Origin of the sequence: Lentzea roselyniae, from assembly GCF_039537795.1 — a bacterium.
GTDB classification, from domain to species: domain Bacteria; phylum Actinomycetota; class Actinomycetes; order Mycobacteriales; family Pseudonocardiaceae; genus Lentzea; species Lentzea atacamensis.
In genome coordinates, this window is record NZ_BAABBE010000029.1 from 24,531 (window position 1) to 43,431 (window position 18,901).

Sequence of the window (18,901 nt, forward strand, 5' to 3'; positions counted from 1 at the left end):
TCCCGACAACCGGCCGCTACGGCAACTTCGGCTCGACCAGCTCAGCGATCTTCAACGCAGGCGGACACGGATCGGTCGACGCACCAGCATTCAGCGTGATGTCCACCCTCGACGACGACGTGACCCCAATTGCGACGATGCAACTGCCGCCAGCACCTAGCAACTGCTTCGCTTGGTGGCTGCCGACCTTGATGTCTTTGATCTCGCCACCGGTCGCCTGAACACCCGCGAGCCCCACGTCCGTTCGGATACCCACCGAGAGATAGACACGATTGGGCGCAAACTCGCAGCCACGCGAAGACCCGATCTTCTGTGGCTTGGGTTCCTCCTTCAGAGAACCCAATACCTGTTCGGCCTCGCCCCTGGTGAGCAGGCTGCACGGGTCGGCGTTTGTCAGGGAGCCGCTTGCGTTGGTCGAGGTCGGCGAACTCGTCGAACTGCGGGTGTCCTCGCTGGAGGTGGGGTTGCCGGTGTCTGCCGTGGGCTTGGGATCACCGGGGGTCAAGCCGGTGCACGCGGTCATGGCGACCAGTGCGGCGGCGGCCAGGCTGGTCAGGACGATCCTGGAGTTCACGAGTTCGTATCCCTGGTTGGTCAGGCGGAAAGAGTGGGGCCACCGGCCTTGGTGATGCCCTGCCTGGCGTCCTCGTCGGTTGCCTGGTACGCAGCCATCGCCTTCTCCACGTCGGAGCGCATCTGCTCCAGCTTCTTCTGGAGTTCCTTCGCCGCGGTGATGAATCCCTGCGCCGAGTCGGTGGCGATGGTCGCCAGGTAAGGCTTGTAAACCTGCGCGGCGGGAGTCGTCCCCAACGGCGGTTGCTGACTGATGATGTCCGACCTGCCGAGAGCACGTGTGATGCCGTCGTACATTTTGTCGATCGCCTTGATCAGTGCTTGGCCGCCGTGTTCGTTGACGCCGACACCGTCAGCAACGGAGGCCGAGAAGGCGGCCACCGAGTCGCTGATGCCCTTCATGCCGGCGAAGAACGCCTCCGGCATCGCCGATCCCCTCTCTACGCTGCGTCGTCCAACGGTAACAACTAGTTGCAGCCGTGTCCCCGGATCCGACGAACCTCGAGGGCTGCCGGTTCCTTCCGGCTACCGGTGGGAGGTGATGATCCTGTTCAGGTTGTAGTCGAGGGTGGACTGGTCAGCAGGGGTGTAGGTGGCCGCAAGCTGGCCGTCCGGCATCGAGGTGGGGATCACCGCGTACCGACCGGCGTCGGTGTCGAGATAGTTGATCGCCCCGAGGTCCGTTTCACGACCGTTACGCCCTCGCGCCGACACCACGAAGTATCCGGCGCCGAGTCTGGGACGGCGCAGGATCTCCTCGGCCGCTGCCCGCTGCCCTGCCGGCGACGGACCGGCGGCCTTGACCGGCGTGCGGAAAGTCGCTTCGGAGAAGTCCTCTTCGACCCGCCGCCGTCCTGCACTCGCCGAGGTGTCGGCCACCGTGACCGACACGCCTGGACCTGAACGCATCGGGGGCAGTAGACGCACCAGGCCAGGCACGATCGCGTCGGGCTGGCACAGCCGGAAGACAACCGACTCTCCCCGCTGCTCAGCGACCACGCCTGTGCGGTCATCGGCCACGGCCAGTGCTGCAGGCTGGGCTTCACCCGCGGTGCCGACCAACGCGATCACCACGTGCCCACGGGCGAACACGTGCAACGCCTCCACTAGCTCTGGCACGAACTCGCCGTCCCGGACCAACCCGCGGGCGACAAGGTCCTGATGCACGGCCTCGACCAGGCGGAGCCGATCTTCCCGTGTTGCGCTGTGGTGCGGAATGGCGAACGGGAACCTCCGCACATTGATCCGCAACGCCTCGCCGAGCACATCCAGCGCCGCGAACGAACAGACGATCTCCCCCGACACCCTGTGACCACCCCTTGCCTGTGCACCGGCCCTCCACGGTGCGTGACCGGGCGACATACTGCCAGTCGAACACCTATCAGCAGAGCGTTACCAACCACATTCCCGCGAAGATCGCACCGACGGACGACACGGCAGCCAACAGGACGCGTGACCGATCGGCCCCAGCGGCCTCAACTCGACGAGCTCGGCCTCTTTGGCGCAACGCGCCGAACTGGACGCCCTCCAGCTCGCGCCGATAGCGCCGTAGGCATGGCAGACAGACCAGGTGACAGAGCAGCCTCAGTTGGCCGCCTCGTGTCCGAAGTCGACTCGAAAATCGACAGTTGAGTGGTGCACGAGCTTGCCTCACGATGGAAGGGACGACAGGTCGTGATCACCGCTGACCCGAGCCAGGCAGGCCACAGCGCGATAACAGTTGAATCACATCCTGATCACCGCAGTCAAAAACAGCCCCGAAATCCGGAGTTGAGGGGTGCCAGGGAGAACCTGGCCGCTCCGGGTGGAAGGCGGTGGTGATCATGGTGGACGGTGCTGACCACGCTGTCGGTCGTGGCGTGGTCGGTGCGGATGGGTTGGCGCCTGGTTCCGCGTCTGGGTCAGCGCGGCCTCGACGTTCTGAATCCGCCACCCCACCCGCCGAGGCGACTGCTAATAAACTTGCTGGTCAGCGGTGGTACCGACGGGAGCGGGTGGAAGGCCGACTGAGGAGTGACCCTCACTCATCCACACATCAGGGGCGCGCGGGGCGCGGCGGCCGGCGAGCCGGGGAACCGGATGCGGGCCTGTGGTTCCGGCTGGTCGATCGGGACCGGCGCCTGCTGGTGTTGCTGGCCGAGCACAAGGTGCTGACCACGAACCAGATCGCCGCGATCGAGTTCCTGTCGGTGCGGCGGGCGCAGGACCGACTGCGGCACCTGCGTGAGTTGGGCGTGGTGTTCGCGTTCCGCGAGTCCTATGTGCACGGCGGGACGAGCCAGACCCGATTCGCGCTGGGCTACCTCGGCGCGCGGGTGATCGCGGCGCAGCGCGCGGAGAAACCACCCTCGCCGAAGGCGTACACCGAGAGCCTGGAACGGCTCGCGCTGTGGCCGAAGCTGGATCACCAGCTCGGAGTGAACGACTTCTTCTGCGCGCTGGCCGCGCACCGCAATCCGGCCCGGCTGCGCGAGGCGGGCCGGAGCGGTGAGGTGAGCGGGCTGACGCAGTGGTGGTCCGAACGCCGCTGTTCCGAGTTCTTCTGGAGACACTTGGGCGGTGGCCGGGACGCCCGGTTGCGCCCGGACGGCTACGGCTGCTGGGAAGAGCACGGGCGGACAGTGCGGTTCTTCCTTGAACACGACACCGGCACCGAGTCCCTGGCGAAGGTCACGAGCAAACTCGACGACTACGCCGCGTTCCCAACCGACGCCTTCGGCGTTCTGCTGTTCTCCGTGCACTCCGCCCGGCGGGAGCACGCCCTGCGGGCAGCGCTACGTCGCGCCCTCCCCGGTGGCGATCCTGGGTTCGTGATCGCCACCGCGGCGCGCGACGACAACAGCTTCGGGCACGGTGGCGGCCCTGCGGGGCCGGTCTGGGGCCTGTGTACGTCGGCGGGCGGCGACAGCGTGCCACGCCGGCACAGGTTGGCCGAGCTGCCGCAACGTGGCCCTTCCGTCGCGCACAGCGCTTCGAACGCTGGCCAGCCGCTCAACGAGGCGGCGTTCGACTCGAACGACCGGGAGATGTCGCGCCTCATCAACACACCCCAGCCTGAACCAGCTCACCCCGCCGGCTACGGGGACGAAGACGACGACCTCGACGACCTCGCACTCTACGACGACGCGGACGTTGACGATGTGTACCGCGTGCCGACAGACCTGGCACCGCCGAGCGTGAAGCGACCATTTCGGACACGTTGGGCCGCCTGAAACCCTCTCGCCCCAAGAGTTGGTGCGGATCGATTGCTGGGAGGAGGCGAACGACAATGACGTGACGGTGAGAACGACGGCCGCGCCGGTCAGCACCGAGACACGGAGATAGCCCGAGACGAGATAGCGAGACCGGCGACAACCCAGTCTCGCAACGGTCGAGAGGTCTCGCCTGATGTCTCGTTGGACAGTGAGAAGTTTCAGTCGGCCAGCGACCACTGGTCCGACGGCTGCTATGCCAGTCGGCCGTCAAGCGAGCTCGCGGACACCGAGGTGCACCATGCCCCAGCACACGCACGACCAGCACGACGGCGATGGCGCCACCGAGTACCCGCGCCGTCCCGCACGGTCAGCCATACAGGACACCTGGTACGTGGAGCGGATCGCCACTGAGCCGATGACCGCCCAGCAATACGACCTCGCCGTCACCGCCTTGGCCACACTCATCGCGCAGTGGCTCACCAACCAGGAAAATGCGATCTAGGCCTCGTACCTTCGTTCCCCTGAAGTTCTTTTCCCACAACATGTTCCGGACTCGCGTCGAACGTCCGCCTGTCTCGCCTCGGTGAGACCAGCAACGAGACAGCGAGACAACGCCGAGACGACAGCGAGACACCTGGTCTCGCTCGTCTCGACCGGTCTCGCCGATTGTCTCGCTGCACCAAGGGCAACAACGTCTGGAGCGCAACACACAGCCGGTGATCGCCGGCCCCGACGGGTGCCGCAGTGCAGTCGGGGAGTCGAGGCCCACCAGCTAGCTTTCCTGTTCGACGCCACAACCTGGCCTGCCGAACAACCGCCCGCGACATCACGCGTACCAGGAGCGTGCTCACGGGCATCTGGAGGTGCCAACGATGGACCCCCAACCGCACGACGAGGCGATTGTTGTTCCACCGCCTCGAAAAGCACCCGATGGTGACATCGAAATCTCGCCCTATGACATCCCTGACCAGGTCGTATGGCGGTATGATGGGACAGGAAAGCACACGAAGAACTGGACCTTCTCCGGTCATGTGCGCTACGTGAGTGGCGCCGAAGGCGATCGTTTGCGCGGCGAGCTGAACGCCGTGATCCACGACCTTCTCGACTGGGCCATAGCCCAAGAATGCGCCGGACAGCCCGACGAACGGGAGGCTGCATGAACACGCCGAACAACCCGGCAATAGACCCGCCCTCACCGGCACTGGCCGCACGGTTCCCCGCGACACTCTCTGTCGTGCCGTCTGGGCCGTCAGGGTTGTCGGACTACGCGGTCTCGCCACTCGGCATGCCGACAGCCTTGCTGCGCAACGAAGTCCGCGTCGCCTTCCTTGCCCGGACGTCCACAGACGACCAGCAAGATCCGCGTCAGTCCATGTTGCGGCAGCTCGGAAACTGCAAGGCCGCCATCCCCGAGTCATGGGTGATCGTCGCGCACTTCTACGACGTCGAGTCCGGCCGCATGGAACTCGACCAACGCGGGCGAGGCGAGAACTACGAGCGCTACGACATCCCGATCGCTCGTGACGGTGGAGTCGCCGACCTGCTCGACGAAGCGCCGCATCCAGGTCGCCGGTTCGATGTCGTGATCTGCGAAAGCGTGGCTCGTGTAGCTCGCCGTACTTTCGAGGGTCTCTCGATCGAGCGGGAGTTGGAACGAGTCGAGGTTCCGCTGTTCGCCTCCAACGAGCCGATCACGTTGACCGGCAGTCGAGCGCAGCGGATTCTGCAGCGGCGGATCAACCAGTCGGTGGCCGAGTACGAAGTCCTCAACACCCTCGAACAGTCCTGGGGTGGGCTGTGCACGCACGTCCGCGAAGGCTGGAACATCGGCAAACCTCCGTACAGCTACAAGGCCAAGATCTACCGCCACCCCAACCCCACCAAGGCAGCCAAGGGTCAGACCAAGACACGGCTCGAACCCGACGGCCTGCAAGGCGAGACCGTCACGCAGATCGCCAGCTGGCGCTATCACGAAGGTCTCGGCTACGACACCATCGCCGACCGCCTGAATGCCGACCCCGCCAAGTACCCGCCGCCAGAGCCGCCCGGCAAGGTGCGGGCGCGCGGCGCCTGGGGTAAGACCAGCGTCTACGAGATCCTGCGCAACCCCAAGTACACCGGCTACCAGGTGTTCAACCGCCGCGCCTCCCGCTCACGGCGAGGCAAGATCAACGACGCGGTCAAGTGGGTGTGGTCCACCGAGCCCGCACACGAACCGCTTATCCCGAAGTGGATGTTCGACGAGTTCAACGCACGGAGGCAGGCCAAACGCGGCTCTCGCGACGGCAACGAGAAGAACACCCACCCGGAGACCGCTCGCACCTACCTGCTGCGCGGCATGGTGTTCGACGCCTGCGGACGCCGCATGTTCGGCAACCACCGCGGCGACCGCGCCTACTACCTGTGCTGGCCACGCAACAACAACCGTGGCCGCGCCGACAAGTTCACCGACCACCCGAAGACCGTCTACATCCGGGAGAGCACACTGCTCGACGCCATCGCCGCCTTCTACGCCGACCGGGTCTTCGGTCCACACCGCCGCGCAATCCACACTGCGGAACTCGACAACGTTGACGATCGCGAAACTCAGGCCCGGCAGGCTGAACGAGAGCGTCTTCAGCGGAGCATCGCCGACATGGCCCGCCGCCAGAACACCCTCCTGCGCCAGGCTCAGGACGGTGACCCCGACGACCCGTTCAGCCGCGGACTGCGCCAGAGCTACAACGACCTCGAAGCCGAGAAACAGGCCACCCTGGCCGCCGTCGCCGAACTCGACGCCATCGACGAGGCCGAACCCAGCAAGCCCGGGGAAGAGGACGTCGACCTGATCGACGCGCTGCCGCAGCTTCGGATCAACCTGGCCAAGGCACCCGAGAAGCTGCTGCGGAGGCTGTTCGACACCACCCAGCTGACCATCCGGCTGCACCCAGGCAGCAACTACGTGACTCTGACCATCAAACTGCCGGCCGACCGGCTCACCGCCATCGCCGGAGCCGCGGAAAGGATCGACGAAATGTCCCAAGACGCACATGAGCCCGTGACCAGCACGGTCACGGGCTCATGTGTAGATGTTGTACGTGCCCCCGGTGCGACTCGAACGCACACTGGACGGATTTTGAGTCCGCTGCCTCTGCCGATTGGGCTACGGGGGCGTAGCTATGTGAACTCTAGCGGATCACGCCAGTGAGTTACGCGCGGGGCCGCTATGACTTCACGAGCCGCCCGATGGCTGCTGAGGCCTCTGCGAGCTTCTCCTCGGCCACGGGGCCGCCTTCTGCGGCCGCCTGGGCGACACAATGCTTCAAGTGCTCGTCGAGCAACCCGAGCGACACCGCCTGGAGGGCCTTCGTGGCGGCGGCGATCTGGGTCAGGACGTCGATGCAGTATTCGTCGTTCTCGACCATGCGCTGCAGGCCGCGGATCTGTCCCTCGATGCGGCGCAGTCGCTTGAGGTATGCGTCCTTGTCCGCGGTGTACCCGTGCATCGCTCCCGACCTTCCCTACCCCTGGCGGGTATGTCGAGGATACCTGGACCGGATGGGGTGCGTTATGTGCAACGCTGCTCCGTCAGCGGGAATGGTGAAGCGTCCGGCAAGCCCAGCAACTGGCCGAAGTGAGACGACTAGCTGCACATTTTGGACCCATAACACCCGTGTGGTTTACCGGGTAAATGCCCCGACCGGGCGGTTGGGGTCACATTTTAGCGGCGAAAGGTTCGCCGTTTTTCCTCGTGTGGACTATGGTGTTGTCGGAGCACGTGGTTACGTCGAGGATCCGCGTGCTATGTGAGTACCCAACGGAGGAACAGTGGCACAGCAGACCGTCGTCCAACTCATCGACGACCTCGACGGCGGAGAAGCCGACGAGACCGTGACCTTCGCACTTGACGGTGTCGAGTACGCCATCGACCTGTCGAAGGGAAATGCGGAGCGGCTTCGCGAGTCGCTGGCGGACTTCGTCGCCAAGGCTCGTCGTGCGGGTGGCCGCAAGCAGCGCAAGGGCACCGGCAAGTCCACGGTGAAGGCCAGTGACAAGGCTGAGGCGCAGCGTATTCGTGACTGGGCTCGCGCGCAGGGGCACCAGATCTCGGACCGCGGTCGCATTCCGCAGAACCTGGTTGTGCAGTTCCAGGAAGCGCACGCTTCCTGACCTGCGCGAACACGCGAGGTTTCCACACGTCGGCCGGGCTACCGGCCGACGTGTTAACCATCAGGGGTGAGTACAACCCGGTTCGTTCACACTATCCCCCGGAACGTGGGATCAACGACCGGGAAAGTGCGCTCCGAACAGGCGTGACACCGCAGTGGCCTTGACCGCTGTCTCCTCGAATTCCTCGTCGGGGTCCGACAGCGAGATGACTGCTCCGCCGACGCCGAAACTGAGCCGGTCGCCGTTCGCGACGAGCGTTCGGATGACGATGCTGAAGTCGGCGGCGCCGTTGAGCGAGAAGTAACCGAGCGCTCCCGAGTACACCCCGCGTGGACCGGCTTCCAACCCATCAAGGATCTGCATGGTCCGGATCTTCGGGGCGCCGGTCATCGATCCACCGGGAAACGCCGCCTGAACACATCGGACGGCAGAACTGTCCGGCCGAAGGCGTGCCCGCACGGTGCTCACCAATTGGTGCACGGTCGCGTAGGTCTCGACGTCGAACAACCGCGTCACCTCGACCGAACCGACTTCCGCGCACGTGCCGAGATCGTTGCGGACGAGGTCCACGATCATCAGGTTCTCCGCCCGGTCCTTGACCGAACGGGCCAGTGTTGTGCGCAACATCTCGTCGTCCCGCGCATCAACACCTCGGGGGCGTGTGCCCTTGATCGGCGAAGACTCGGCCACACCATGTCTGTCAACCCGGATAAATCGTTCGGGTGACGTGCTGAGCACGGAGAGTTCACCGAAACGCAGCAACGCTCCGAACGGAACGGGATTAGCGGCGCGAAGCAACCGATAAGTGTCCCACGGGTTGATCGAGCCGCGCCACGACATCATGTTCGTCAGGCACGCCTCGTAGGTCTCCCCCGCCGTGATCGCTTCCTGGCACGCGCTGATCAGCTTCAGGTAGTGCGCGCGCGGATGGCGCAACGTCACCGCTGACACGACGGGCTGCGCAGGTTCCCCCAACGGCCGCAGATCGGCCAGAGCGGCCGAAACCTCACCAAACCACGTGTCATCGGTCAGCGACAGCAAATAGACGCGTTCATCAACGTGATCGATGACCACCGCACGGTCAGCGAACATGAACGACGCGTCTGGCTGTTCCGCGCGATGGGCGTAGTCGCCGCCGCACTCCGCCTTCAGCTCGTAGCCGAGATATCCGACCCACCCGAGTGCGAAGTCGAACGGCACGTCCGGCTGTTCGACGCCCCACGCCGCGATGTCGTCGTCCATCCACGAGAAGAAGGACGGGCAGGGCAGGCGCACGCCATCGACCGTGAGCACTTGATCCGGCACGGAGTACTGCGCAACGCGCGCGAGAGGGCCCGAAGCGTCCCCCATGAACGAGAACCGCCCGCGAGGGCCGCTGTCCAGCCAGAACGCGGTCTCAGAGGCTCCGTAGAGCGCCGCGAACGCTTCCTCCGCGTTTACGGCCACGTCGAGCCGCCGGACGTGCACAGGGCGCTTCTGAGGCTCTGGACGAACCAGCACCGGTTCCGGTACGGCGGCGGTCCGCGCCGGCGTCAGCGCGCCGAAGTTCGCGAGCATCTCGCGGCCGAAATCGGTGCAAATCGACTCGGGGTGGAACTGCACGCCCCACGCGGGCCGGTCGAGAGCGCGCACACCCATCAGCACGGAGTCGTCGCTCCACGCGATGGCCTTCAAAGTGGAAGGCAGATCCGTGACCGCCAGCGAGTGGTACCGGACGACGTCCAGCGGCGAGGGCAGCCCGGCGAACACGTCGACGCCCGTGTGGGTGATCGGGGAAACAATCCCATGACGCGGCACGGGCGCAGGGCCGACAACAGCGCCGTAGGACAGGCACAGCCCCTGATGGCCCAAACACACGCCCAGCAACGGGATCTCGGCGTGGTCGATCACCGCGCGGCAGATGCCGAAGTCCGCGGGGTTGCCCGGCCGGCCGGGTCCCGGCGAGATCACCACGTTGTCGAACGAACGCAGCGAGGCAAGCCGAAAGCGCGGGTCGTCGTTGTGGACGACCACGGGCTCGACACCGTTCACCTCAGCGAGGTGATGGAAGAGGTTGAACGTGAACGAGTCGTAGTTGTCGATGAGGAGAGTGCGCATTGCAGGAAGGCACTCTACCTGCCAAAACACCCGAAAAGAGCAACGAGAGAGGGCGGCCACAGACGTGACCGCCCTCCTGGATCGAAGCGGACTCAGTCACCCATGCGGAACCGGGGGTCCGTCGCCAGCTCGGCCAGCTGCTCCTCCGTGAACAACGGCCCGTCGAGCTCCGGGTAGTCACCGCCCAGGTACTTGTCGTCCTGCGCGATCGTCACGACCTGACCGTCCTGGGCCCGGTAGGTGGCCCACTTGTCGAACTGGTCACGGCCGCTCGGGTTGCTCTGCACGACACCGACCTTGAGGCCCTTGACGTCGACCACCCGGCACGGCCCGCCCATGCCCCAGAACGCCCTGGCGAGGGCGCACGGGTCGGTCGGCAGCTCGGGGTCGGGAGTGGACGACTCGGCGAGCAGCCGACCCACCTTGCCGTCCTTGCGCACGGGTGTCTGAGCCATGTACTCCCAGACCTCGGGCACCTCGCCGCGGTCGGACGCCACCTGTCCCTGGGTGCGCTGCATGTCACCCCCGGCGTACGAGGGGTCCTGGTACTTGAGCTGCGGGGCGTCGTACCCGGCCGGCACCACGCCCTTGAGCTCCTCGAGCAGCTTGATCGCGCGGTCGGCCTGCGGTCCTTTCGTGGCCGTGCGGTCGCTCTGCCCCTCCGGCCACCTGCCGGGCCAGGCGGCGCTGCTGCTACTGCTCGGCGCCGCGCCCGTCATGTACTCGGTGGTGGCCTTCGGGTTGAGCGCGAACGCCGTCCCGAGGCCGGCCCCGACCACGAGCACCGCGACCAGCGCACCGGTGATCGACGACCGCCGCTTCGACCTGGCCTTGCGCGCCGCCTCCAGCGCCCGGCCGGGATCCATCGACGGCGGCGGGCTGCTCGCCACCACAACGTCCTCGAAAGCCCGTTTGAGGTCCTGTTCGTTCATCGAACCCTCTCCTGCTGTGAGAGCAGGCCACGCAGCGTCTGCAGCCCCCGCGCGGCCTGACTCTTTACCGTTCCTTCCGAACACTTGAGGACAACTGCCGTCCGTTCGATCGACATGTCCTCCCAGTACCGCAGGACGAGGCACGCACGCTGTTTCGGAGGCACCTTCGCCAGAGCCTCCAGCAACACCATGCGTTCCTCGGGGTACGTGCCCGGCGGAGCCGCCGAGTCGGTGAGCTCGTCGCTCGCCGACTCGAACCGGAACCACCCGCGCCGTCGCTCGGACAGGAACGTCCGCACCAGAATCTGCCTGGTGTAGGCGTCCAGTGCCTCGTGCCGCTCGATCCTGCGCCACGCCAGGTAGAGCTTCGTGAACGCCTGCTGCACGAGGTCCTCCGCGCGATGCCAGTCGCCGCACAGCAGGTAGGCCGTGCCGCGCATGGCGTCGGAACGGGCCGCGAAGTACTCCTGGAACGCGGCGTCCCGATCACTCATCAGGTTCCCCCTAATCTGCGGTACCGGGTTACTCACGCCACCTGCGGCCCGGAGGGTTGCACGGACCTCACACGTTTTTTCCGTCACCGGTACGGCCCAGCGTGCCACCGCCTGTGACGGTGCGCGTGCCGAAAGTGAGATCGCGGCCGCCGGGCGGCTCCGGCGATCACGCCCGCGAGGGCGAAACGCATACTTGTGCGGTGATTTTCCTGTTGCTCCTCGGAGTTCCGACCGCGTTGGGCCATCTGTACCTGTGGCGCCGGCTGGTCGTGGACACCACACGTCCGCGCACGCTCGGGCGCCGCATCGGCACGCTCGCCGTCATCGGGGCGTTCGTGCTGCTGATGAGCGCGCTGGTCGTGACGCGACGGGTGCCGCCGGAGTACGGGAAGTTCTTCGCCTGGCCGGGCTTCGTGTGGCTCGCGCTGCTGTTCTACCTGGCCATCGCGCTGGGCATCGCCGAGATTCCGCGCCGGATCCTGCTGAAGCGGGCCACGCTCGTGCCCGCCGCGGTGGGCGCCGAGCCGGTCGAGGTCGTGCCGGACCCGTCGCGGCGGCTGTTCATCTCGCGGTCGGTCGCGATCGGCTCCGGTATCGCGGCGGGCAGCGTGGTCGGTTACGGCATGACGCAGGCGCTGGGCGCGCCGCAGCTGCTGAACGTGCCGGTCACGCTGGACAAGCTCCAGAAGTCCCTGTCGGGCTTCCGGATCGCGGTTGTGAGCGACATTCACCTCGGCCCGCTGCTCGGGCGTTCGCACACCGAGCGGATCGTGCGGATGATCAACGAGCAGGAGGCCGACCTCGTCGCGATCGTCGGCGACCTCGTGGACGGCACCGTCGCGGAGCTGGGTGAGGCCGCGGCGCCGTTGCGAGACCTGGTGTCGAGGCACGGCAGCTTCTTCGTGACGGGCAACCACGAGTACTTCTCCGGGCACGAGCAGTGGATCTCGGAGATGGAACGGCTCGGTGTGAACCCGTTGCGCAACGAGGGTTTGACAGTTGCCGGTGGGATCGAGCTCGTGGGTGTGAACGACATCATCGGCAAGTCCTACGGCGACGGGCCGGACTTCGAACGCGCTCTCGCCGGCCGTGACCGGAACAACCCGCTTGTCCTGTTGGCACACCAGCCGGTGCAGGTCAGCGACGCGTCCTCACACGGCATCGACCTCCAGTTGTCCGGCCATACACACGGCGGACAGATGGTGCCGTTCAACTTCGTCGTGCCGGTGCAGCAACCCAGCGTCGCGGGGCTGTCGAAGGTGGACGACACGTGGCTCTACGTCAGTCGTGGCGCGGGATTCTGGGGTCCCCCGGTGCGCGTGGGCGCACCACCGGACATCACGATGATCGAACTGCGCACTGCTGGCTAAGTCACACTCGGCCGGACTGGATTGCGCACATGCGGTGTCGAGGCCGTAGAGTGGACGGCCGTGCCCGCGTACGGACCGCGAGGCGGATGAAGGGGGAACCCTGGGGAAATGACCGAGAGCTTCGCCGTTGACCGGCGTTACGAGGCAGAGGCTCGTATTCGGCGTTTCCTGGACCAGGAGAACCCGTCGACACCGTGTCTGGTGATCGACCTCGAGACGATCCGCGCGCGCTACCAGGCGATTCACGCGGCCCTGCCGTCAGTCGACATCTTCTACGCGGTCAAGTCGAACCCCGAGGCCGACGTGGTGGGCACGCTGGTGTCGGAGGGTTCGCAGTTCGACGTCGCGTCGCCCGCGGAGATCGACCTGTGCCTGGCACGCGGCGCATCACCCGCGTCGATCTCCTACAGCAACCCCATCAAGAAGGCCGCGGACATCGCGTACGCCTACTCGCGCGGGGTGCGACTGTTCGTGTCGGACAGCGAACAGGACGTGCGGTTCGTGGCCGAGCACGCGCCGGGCTCGTCCGTGCTCGTGCGGATCCTCGTCCACAGCAAGGGTTCCACGTACCCGTTCGGCAACAAGTTCGGCTGCGATCCCGAGATGGCGACGGATCTCTTGCGGCTGGCGCACCAATCAGGACTCGTTCCTTTGGGTGTGGCCTTCCACGCGGGTTCGCAGCAGATGTCCGTTTCGGGCTGGGACTCCGGTATCGCCGACGCCGCTCTGATCGCGTCAAAACTGCGTGCGGAAGGCATCGAGACCACCACCGTGAACTTGGGCGGCGGCCTCCCGGCGGTGTATCAAGAAGACACGCCGGCGCTGGAGGCGTTCGCCTCCGCGATCGAGGCGTCGCTGGCGCGGCACTTCGGCGCCGAGCGCCCGCGGGTGATGATCGAACCGGGCCGCGCGATCTCCGCGGAGGCCGGGATGATCCGCTCCTCGGTGGTGCTGGTGTCGCGGAAGTCCTATTCGGACGAACGCCGCTGGGTGTACCTCGACATCGGCCGCTACCAGGGCCTCGCCGAGACCGAGGGCGAGGCGATCGCGTACCGGCTGCGCACCTCGCGCGACGGTGGCGAGCTCGGCCCGGTGGTGCTGGCCGGCCCGACGTGCGACGCGGACGACGTGATCTACCAGCACACGCGCTACGACCTGCCGCTCGACCTGAGGGCCGGCGACCACGTGGACATCCTCCACTCGGGCGCCTACACCTCCTCCTATTCGTCCGTGTGCTTCAACGGCTTCCCGCCGTTGGCCACGTACTGCATCTAAGTCCGTTTGTACTTCACATAGTTTGGAGTGATTGATGTCCGAAGCGCCCTGTCAGACCGAGGAAACCGTCGGTTTGTTCGCGGGACAGCACGTACTTGCAGAGCTTTCGGGTGTGAGCGCCGATCTGCTCGACGACGAGCAGTTCCTCCGACACGCCCTTGGTGAGGTTCTCACGCAGGCCGACGCAACGGTGCTGGAGGTGATCTCCAAGAAGTTCGATCCGCAGGGGGTCACCGTGCTGGCTTTGCTGTCGGAGTCCCATGCCTCGATCCACACCTATCCCGAAGTGGGTTCGGTGTTCGTCGACGTTTTCACCTGCGGTACTCGTGCGAAACCCGCGCTGGCCGTCCAGCTCCTCGCTGACGCTCTGGGCGCCGCTCACGTGAGCACGGATCTCGTCACTCGTGGCATCAAGGAGCACGCCGCGTGAACGCCATCAACGAGCCGCTCGCCGACGGCATGACCCGCCACTGGCGCGTGGACGAGGTGCTGGTCGACACCAAGACCGACTTCCAGCACCTGGTGATCGCCCGCACGGCCCAGGGCGTGTCGCTGTTCTGCGACAACGACCGCCAGTCCACGGAGTTCAGCCAGCTGACCTACCACGAGGCCCTGATGGTGCCGGCGCTTCTGCTGGCCGACCAGGTCGAGCGCGTGCTGGTCATCGGCTCCTCCGAGGGCGTCGTGTGCCAGATGGCCGTTCAGCACGGCGCGTCGGTCGTCGACCACATCGACATCGACGAGCAGGCTGTGAAGCTGTGCGCCGAGCACCTGCCGTACGGGTACACGCTCGACGAGCTCGCCGAGGCGGAGAAGGGCACCGGCCCGATCCGCGTGCAGTACATCGACGGGTTCGAGTACATCCGCACGACGTCGGAGAAGTACGACATCGTGCTGGTGGACCTGCCCGACGAGCGTGAGGAGGAGGCGCAGCACAACCGCTTGTACGGCGCCGACTTCCTGCGCATGTGCAAGGCCCTGCTGCGTCCGGGCGGCGTCGTCGTCAACCAGTCCGGCTGCCAGACGATGTGGCGCAACACCACGCTGATCCGCTCCTGGCAGCGGTTCAACGAGGTGTTCGACACCGTCGCCTACTACGGCTCGGACGAGCACGAGTGGGCGTACCTGTTCGGGCGTGCCGACGTGGTCGAGGACCCGACGGCGCTCATGGTCGAGCGCCTGAAGACGGCCGGGTACCAGCCGGAGTCGATCGACGACCTCGCGCTGGTCGGCAACAGCATCCCGCCCTACCGGGTGCGGCAGTCGCTGGCCTGACGGTTCGGCTTGGAGAGGGGCGCTTCCCGTTGCGGGAGGCGCCCCTTTCGCTGTTTCTCAGGCCAGGGACTGCTTGAGGAAGTCGACCTGCAGCAGGAGCAGGTTCTCGGCGACCTGTTCCTGCGGGGTCATGTGCGTGACGCCCGAGAGGGGCAGCACGGTGTGCGGGCGGCCCGCGGCCAGCAGGGCGTTGGACAGGCGCAGGGTGTGCGCTGCCACCACGTTGTCGTCGGCCAGGCCGTGGATGATCATCAGCGGGCGGGTGAGCTTGTCCGCGTCGGCGATCAGGGAGTTCGAGTCGTAGACCTCCGGCTTCTCGTCCGGGTGGCCGAGGTAGCGCTCGGTGTAGTGGGTGTCGTAGAGGCGCCAGTCTGTCACCGGGGCGCCGGCGATGGCCGCGTGGAAGACGTCCGGGCGGCGCAGCACCGCCAGGGCGCTCAGGTAGCCGCCGTAGGACCAGCCCCTGATGGCCACGCGGGTCAGGTCCAGGTCGGGCTCGACGGCCGCGGCCGCGTGCAGGGCGTCCACCTGATCTTCCAGGGTGGCGCCGGCGAAGTCGTAGGCGATGGCGCGTTCCCAGGCGAGGCCTCGGCCCGGGGTGCCGCGGCCGTCAGCCACGAGGACCGCGAAGCCCTGGTCGGCCAGCCACTGCGAGGCCAGGAACGAGTTCTGGGAGGACAGGACGCGCTGGGCGTGCGGGCCGCCGTACGGGTCCATGAGGACGGGCAGCTTGGTGCCCGGCGTGTGGCCGGACGGGAGCAGGAGGGCGGCGCGGATGTTGCGCTCGCCCAGGGTCAGCAGGCGCGGAGACGCCTTGAGCACCGGGGTTTCCGCCCACGACTCGATCACGTGAGCTCCGGCGGTGGCCTTCGTGCCGAAGCTGTCCAAAGTGGCCGATACGAACACAGTTGTGTCACCGCCGCGAATCGCGGTGTGCACACCGTCCTCTGTGGACAGCTTCTCGACGGTTTCGCCCACCGAGTAGACGTGGACCTGGGTCGGGTCGTCGGCCGAGGCGGCGACCAGGATGGAGTCGTCGGCGATGTCCAGGACGCGGCGCACCTGGAGGCCGGTGGTCACGATGTCGTCGTCAAGCTGGAGGGCGTACTCGTCGCCGTTGCCGACGATGCGCACGAGACGGCCGTCCGGGGTCCAGGCCGGGGCACCGACGGTCACCTCGATCCACGTCGGGTCGGTCTCGGTGACGAGCTCGGTGACGGCGCCGGTCTCGGGGGCCAGCGAGTAGATCTTGCGGGTGCGCTGGTCGCGGGTCTGGGTGGTGATCAGCGGGGCGCCGCCGGAGGACCAGTGCACGTCGTTGAGGTAGTCGAACTCGAGCAGCACCGGGACGAAGGTGCCGTCCAGCGACACCACGTGAAGTGACACGGTGGCGTTGGGGGTGCCGGCGGCCGGGTAGGCGATCTCGGTGGCGGCCGTGGCCGGGTTGGCGGGGTCGGCGATGTACCAGCGCTGCACCGGGGCGTTGTTCACGCGCGCGGCGATGAGGCGGGTGCCGTTCGGCTCCCACCAGTAGCCGCGGTAGCGCGACATCTCCTCGGCCGCGATGAACTCGGCCAGGCCGAACGTCACGTCCTCGCCGTCGGGCACGGCGACGGCGTAGTCGTCGCCCGAGTCGAGCTCGGCCACCCGCAACGTGCCGCGGGTGACGTATGCCACACGCGAGCCCGTCGGGTCCACGCGCGGGTCGATGACGCCGCCGTCCGTCGGCAGCTCGCGGACGGCCCCCTTCACGAGGTCGGCCACGAACAGGCGGCCGGACAGGGCGAACGAGGCGACCGCGGCGTCCTTCGAGAGGGCGTAGGCGATGATGCCCGCGCCGGACTCGCGCGTGCGCTCGCGGCGGGCCTTCTCCTCGGCCGGCAGGTCCTCCGGGTCGGTCAGCAGCGTCGCCGGGTCGACGAGCAGCTTTTCGACGCCGGTGGCCGTGTCGAGCTCCCAGAGGCCGTTCGCACGGCTCGTGGCCGTGGCCGGGCGCAGGAAGAAGACACGTGCCCCGTCTGACGACACCGCGAAGGTCCTGGGGGCGCCTACGGTGAACCGCTGAGTGCGCGCCTGTTGGCGCGGGAAGGAGATGTCATTGCCCACCCGCCCACACTAACCCGCGGCCCTTCGCCGGACCGGTGGCGCGAGGCTTCTGCCTGGCGCGATACAGACCCGACGGGGGTTGCGCACGACGGCGGCACGGCACCGCTGAACGCGGCCTCCACGCGGGAGCCACGCCAGGAGGAACCGAGCCGATGGCTGTGAACGGGCCGACGGGAGGTACGCGGACTGCCCGTTCACCACACCGCTCGACACAGGCCGGACCGCTGCCGCAAGACCCCTACCCCACACGACTGCACGGAGGCAGCGGCACGAACCCGCTCGTGCGCCGGACGTACTCGGCGTAGCCGGGACGCCGAGACACGATGTCCTTCTCCAGCAACGGTTTGCCGGTGCCCTTCGCGAGCAGCCACTGCCGAGTTGGATCGCCCTCCGCGAACACGAACGTGATCACCGCGATCGCGGCGAAGCGGGAAGCTCACCGTGCGCCCGCGAGGCAGAGCCGCCACGCCCTTGCCCGGCCCTCGCCGACCAGTGCGACGACCTCGCCCCACCGGCGGGACGGGCGTGGTGCCGTCCCACGCCAGAATTTCGATCGGCAGCGCGCTGCCCAGCACTCGTTCGGCCATTCGTGCCAGCTGACCAGCGACGACCACCCTGCGCCTCCTGCGCAACCTGGCTCCGCCAGACGTTCGAGTCGGCAAGAGGTTCGGTTCGTTTCTGAACCGAGACGCAACCGGGCCCGTATGGCCTCGATAGAGCGAACGACGGACAAGGAGGACATGAGTGTGATCCGACGTAACCGCATTGCCATCGGGCTCGCCGCGGGACTGGCAGTTGTGCTGGGTCTGGGTGTCTGGAGCGCCACGGGAAGTGGCACGAACTCGAAACCGGTGGCACAGACCGAAACCGACCTGGGCGTCCTCGGTGACTACGGCGACGTGGGTCAGGCCCCGGTACTCCAGGAGCCCGCTCAGGCGCCCGAGACCCCTGTCCAGCAGCAGGCACCGGAAACCCCGACCCCGGCCGCGCAGCCTCCCGCCGCGCAGCCTCCGGCGGCCGCTCCGGTCAGCTCCGTGAAGCTGGTCGGCAAGGCTGTCGACAAGATGGGCATGGTCGTCCAGGACGGCGACGGCCGCACGATGTACCGCTTCGACAAGGACACCAAGGCGCCTGACGCCAAGTCCAACTGCAACAACCAGTGCGCAGTCACGTGGCCGCCGCTGCTGTCGGACACGGTCCCGCAGGTCGAGGGCATCGACCCGAAGCTCGTCTCGCTGATCACCCGCGCGGACGGCAAGAAGCAGGTCGCCATCGACAACTCGCCGATCTACGCGTACTCGCTGGACCCGGGACCGGGCAAGTGGGCCGGCCAGGGCGTTGGCAAGACCTGGTTCGTGATCCAGCCCGACGGCAAGCGCAACGTGGAGTGCCTGCCCGCCGGTGTGACGGCGACGCCGTAACCCCAAAGCATCCGA

At 66.9% G+C, this 18,901-nt stretch carries 18 protein-coding genes, 1 tRNA gene and 2 pseudogenes; 10 read left to right on the plus strand and 11 right to left on the minus strand.

The window, feature by feature from the left end; translation table 11 throughout:
• Nucleotides 1–16 precede the first annotated feature (16 nt).
• From ABFX45_RS36305 to ABFX45_RS36315, 3 genes are all read right to left on the minus strand, one after another.
• Nucleotides 17–574: a DUF3558 domain-containing protein gene (locus tag ABFX45_RS36305; protein ID WP_346135073.1), complete on the minus strand. Its 558-nt coding sequence runs from the start codon at nucleotides 572–574 to the stop codon at nucleotides 17–19.
• 20 nt (nucleotides 575–594) lie between these two features.
• Complete coding sequence (locus ABFX45_RS36310) at nucleotides 595–999, minus strand: hypothetical protein (RefSeq protein WP_346135075.1); 405 nt, start codon at nucleotides 997–999, stop codon at nucleotides 595–597.
• 99 nt (nucleotides 1,000–1,098) lie between these two features.
• Nucleotides 1,099–1,878, minus strand: coding sequence for an ESX secretion-associated protein EspG (locus tag ABFX45_RS36315; protein WP_346135076.1), 780 nt, complete (start codon nucleotides 1,876–1,878; stop codon nucleotides 1,099–1,101).
• Nucleotides 1,879–2,699: 821 nt separating this feature from the next.
• On the opposite strand from ABFX45_RS36315, the gene ABFX45_RS36320 reads away from it, so the two are divergent.
• The 3 genes from ABFX45_RS36320 to ABFX45_RS36330 all read left to right on the plus strand — a co-directional run bounded on the left by ABFX45_RS36320 (nucleotide 2,700) and on the right by ABFX45_RS36330 (nucleotide 4,927).
• Nucleotides 2,700–3,785 (plus strand): replication-relaxation family protein, encoded by a 1,086-nt coding sequence (locus ABFX45_RS36320; protein ID WP_346135077.1) that lies wholly within the window; start codon nucleotides 2,700–2,702, stop codon nucleotides 3,783–3,785.
• A gap of 280 nt (nucleotides 3,786–4,065) precedes the next feature.
• Complete coding sequence (locus ABFX45_RS36325; RefSeq protein WP_346135079.1) at nucleotides 4,066–4,269, plus strand: hypothetical protein; 204 nt, start codon at nucleotides 4,066–4,068, stop codon at nucleotides 4,267–4,269.
• Nucleotides 4,270–4,639: 370 nt separating this feature from the next.
• A complete protein-coding gene (locus ABFX45_RS36330; RefSeq protein WP_346135080.1) occupies nucleotides 4,640–4,927 on the plus strand; it encodes a hypothetical protein in 288 nt (95 codons plus the stop codon).
• A 254-nt stretch (nucleotides 4,928–5,181) separates the two neighbouring features.
• On the opposite strand, the gene ABFX45_RS36335 is transcribed toward ABFX45_RS36330, so the two are convergent.
• The gene (locus ABFX45_RS36335) at nucleotides 5,182–5,574 is read right to left on the minus strand and encodes a hypothetical protein (protein WP_346135082.1); all 393 of its coding nucleotides are present in this window, start codon (nucleotides 5,572–5,574) and stop codon (nucleotides 5,182–5,184) included.
• Between ABFX45_RS36335 and ABFX45_RS46625 the strand changes: the two are divergent.
• A pseudogene (locus ABFX45_RS46625) lies at nucleotides 5,515–6,213 on the plus strand (recombinase family protein); the annotation flags it as partial. The gene ABFX45_RS36335 and the pseudogene ABFX45_RS46625 sit on opposite strands and share 60 nt — an antisense overlap.
• A 632-nt stretch (nucleotides 6,214–6,845) precedes the next feature.
• On the opposite strand, the gene ABFX45_RS36345 reads toward ABFX45_RS46625, so the two are convergent.
• Together ABFX45_RS36345 and ABFX45_RS36350 are read right to left on the minus strand one after the other, a co-directional pair.
• A tRNA-Leu gene (locus tag ABFX45_RS36345) sits at nucleotides 6,846–6,919 on the minus strand.
• 51 nt (nucleotides 6,920–6,970) lie between these two features.
• Nucleotides 6,971–7,252, minus strand: a complete 282-nt coding sequence (locus ABFX45_RS36350; protein ID WP_109633365.1) for a metal-sensitive transcriptional regulator — start codon at nucleotides 7,250–7,252, stop codon at nucleotides 6,971–6,973.
• A 322-nt stretch (nucleotides 7,253–7,574) separates the two neighbouring features.
• Here ABFX45_RS36350 and ABFX45_RS36355 point away from each other — a divergent pair, with 322 nt between their 5' ends.
• Nucleotides 7,575–7,916, plus strand: a complete 342-nt coding sequence (locus ABFX45_RS36355; protein ID WP_030466676.1) for a histone-like nucleoid-structuring protein Lsr2 — start codon at nucleotides 7,575–7,577, stop codon at nucleotides 7,914–7,916.
• A gap of 111 nt (nucleotides 7,917–8,027) precedes the next feature.
• Here the strand turns inward: ABFX45_RS36355 and pabB are convergent, their stop codons facing one another.
• The 3 genes from pabB to ABFX45_RS36370 all read right to left on the minus strand — a co-directional run bounded on the left by pabB (nucleotide 8,028) and on the right by ABFX45_RS36370 (nucleotide 11,439).
• Nucleotides 8,028–10,013, minus strand: coding sequence for an aminodeoxychorismate synthase component I (gene pabB, locus ABFX45_RS36360; protein ID WP_346135087.1), 1,986 nt, complete (start codon nucleotides 10,011–10,013; stop codon nucleotides 8,028–8,030).
• Between the two features lie 92 nt (nucleotides 10,014–10,105).
• Nucleotides 10,106–10,945: a hypothetical protein gene (locus tag ABFX45_RS36365; protein WP_346135089.1), complete on the minus strand. Its 840-nt coding sequence runs from the start codon at nucleotides 10,943–10,945 to the stop codon at nucleotides 10,106–10,108.
• Nucleotides 10,942–11,439 (minus strand): SigE family RNA polymerase sigma factor, encoded by a 498-nt coding sequence (locus tag ABFX45_RS36370; RefSeq protein WP_346135091.1) that lies wholly within the window; start codon nucleotides 11,437–11,439, stop codon nucleotides 10,942–10,944. Before ABFX45_RS36370 ends, ABFX45_RS36365 begins: the two co-directional genes overlap by 4 nt.
• Nucleotides 11,440–11,639: 200 nt before the next feature.
• Between ABFX45_RS36370 and ABFX45_RS36375 the strand changes: the two genes are divergently transcribed.
• From ABFX45_RS36375 to ABFX45_RS36390, 4 genes are all read left to right on the plus strand, one after another.
• Nucleotides 11,640–12,809 carry a metallophosphoesterase gene (locus ABFX45_RS36375; protein ID WP_325049747.1) on the plus strand — a complete coding sequence of 390 codons (1,170 nt, stop codon included), beginning with the start codon at nucleotides 11,640–11,642 and terminating at the stop codon, nucleotides 12,807–12,809.
• 108 nt (nucleotides 12,810–12,917) lie between these two features.
• The gene (locus ABFX45_RS36380; RefSeq protein ID WP_109633373.1) at nucleotides 12,918–14,084 is read left to right on the plus strand and encodes a type III PLP-dependent enzyme; all 1,167 of its coding nucleotides are present in this window, start codon (nucleotides 12,918–12,920) and stop codon (nucleotides 14,082–14,084) included.
• 34 nt (nucleotides 14,085–14,118) lie between these two features.
• The gene (gene speD, locus ABFX45_RS36385; protein WP_030466682.1) at nucleotides 14,119–14,514 is read left to right on the plus strand and encodes an adenosylmethionine decarboxylase; all 396 of its coding nucleotides are present in this window, start codon (nucleotides 14,119–14,121) and stop codon (nucleotides 14,512–14,514) included.
• 29 nt (nucleotides 14,515–14,543) lie between these two features.
• A complete protein-coding gene (locus ABFX45_RS36390; protein ID WP_109635061.1) occupies nucleotides 14,544–15,359 on the plus strand; it encodes a spermidine synthase in 816 nt (271 codons plus the stop codon).
• Nucleotides 15,360–15,416: 57 nt separating this feature from the next.
• Here the strand turns inward: ABFX45_RS36390 and ABFX45_RS36395 are convergent, their stop codons facing one another.
• Both ABFX45_RS36395 and ABFX45_RS36400 read right to left on the minus strand, forming a co-directional pair.
• Nucleotides 15,417–17,465 carry a S9 family peptidase gene (locus ABFX45_RS36395; protein ID WP_346135094.1) on the minus strand — a complete coding sequence of 683 codons (2,049 nt, stop codon included), beginning with the start codon at nucleotides 17,463–17,465 and terminating at the stop codon, nucleotides 15,417–15,419.
• A 238-nt stretch (nucleotides 17,466–17,703) separates the two neighbouring features.
• Nucleotides 17,704–17,835 (minus strand): annotated as a pseudogene (locus ABFX45_RS36400) (DUF1295 domain-containing protein); the annotation flags it as partial.
• A 376-nt stretch (nucleotides 17,836–18,211) separates the two neighbouring features.
• Between ABFX45_RS36400 and ABFX45_RS36405 the strand changes: the two are divergent.
• Nucleotides 18,212–18,886 (plus strand): hypothetical protein, encoded by a 675-nt coding sequence (locus tag ABFX45_RS36405; protein ID WP_109635063.1) that lies wholly within the window; start codon nucleotides 18,212–18,214, stop codon nucleotides 18,884–18,886.
• Nucleotides 18,887–18,901 lie beyond the last annotated feature (15 nt).

Bases quoted from the DNA above. Each gene is read 5' to 3' on its own strand.
- ABFX45_RS36350 (WP_109633365.1), bottom strand. From the start codon at position 7,252: ATGCACGGGTACACCGCGGACAAGGACGCATACCTCAAGCGACTGCGC.
- ABFX45_RS36330 (WP_346135080.1), top strand. From the start codon at position 4,640: ATGGACCCCCAACCGCACGACGAGGCGATTGTTGTTCCACCGCCTCGA.
- ABFX45_RS36365 (WP_346135089.1), bottom strand. From the start codon at position 10,945: ATGAACGAACAGGACCTCAAACGGGCTTTCGAGGACGTTGTGGTGGCG.
- ABFX45_RS36390 (WP_109635061.1), top strand. From the start codon at position 14,544: ATGACCCGCCACTGGCGCGTGGACGAGGTGCTGGTCGACACCAAGACC.
- ABFX45_RS36325 (WP_346135079.1), top strand. From the start codon at position 4,066: ATGCCCCAGCACACGCACGACCAGCACGACGGCGATGGCGCCACCGAG.
- pabB (WP_346135087.1), bottom strand. From the start codon at position 10,013: ATGCGCACTCTCCTCATCGACAACTACGACTCGTTCACGTTCAACCTC.
- ABFX45_RS36370 (WP_346135091.1), bottom strand. From the start codon at position 11,439: ATGAGTGATCGGGACGCCGCGTTCCAGGAGTACTTCGCGGCCCGTTCC.
- ABFX45_RS36380 (WP_109633373.1), top strand. From the start codon at position 12,918: ATGACCGAGAGCTTCGCCGTTGACCGGCGTTACGAGGCAGAGGCTCGT.
- speD (WP_030466682.1), top strand. From the start codon at position 14,119: ATGTCCGAAGCGCCCTGTCAGACCGAGGAAACCGTCGGTTTGTTCGCG.
- ABFX45_RS36310 (WP_346135075.1), bottom strand. From the start codon at position 999: ATGCCGGAGGCGTTCTTCGCCGGCATGAAGGGCATCAGCGACTCGGTG.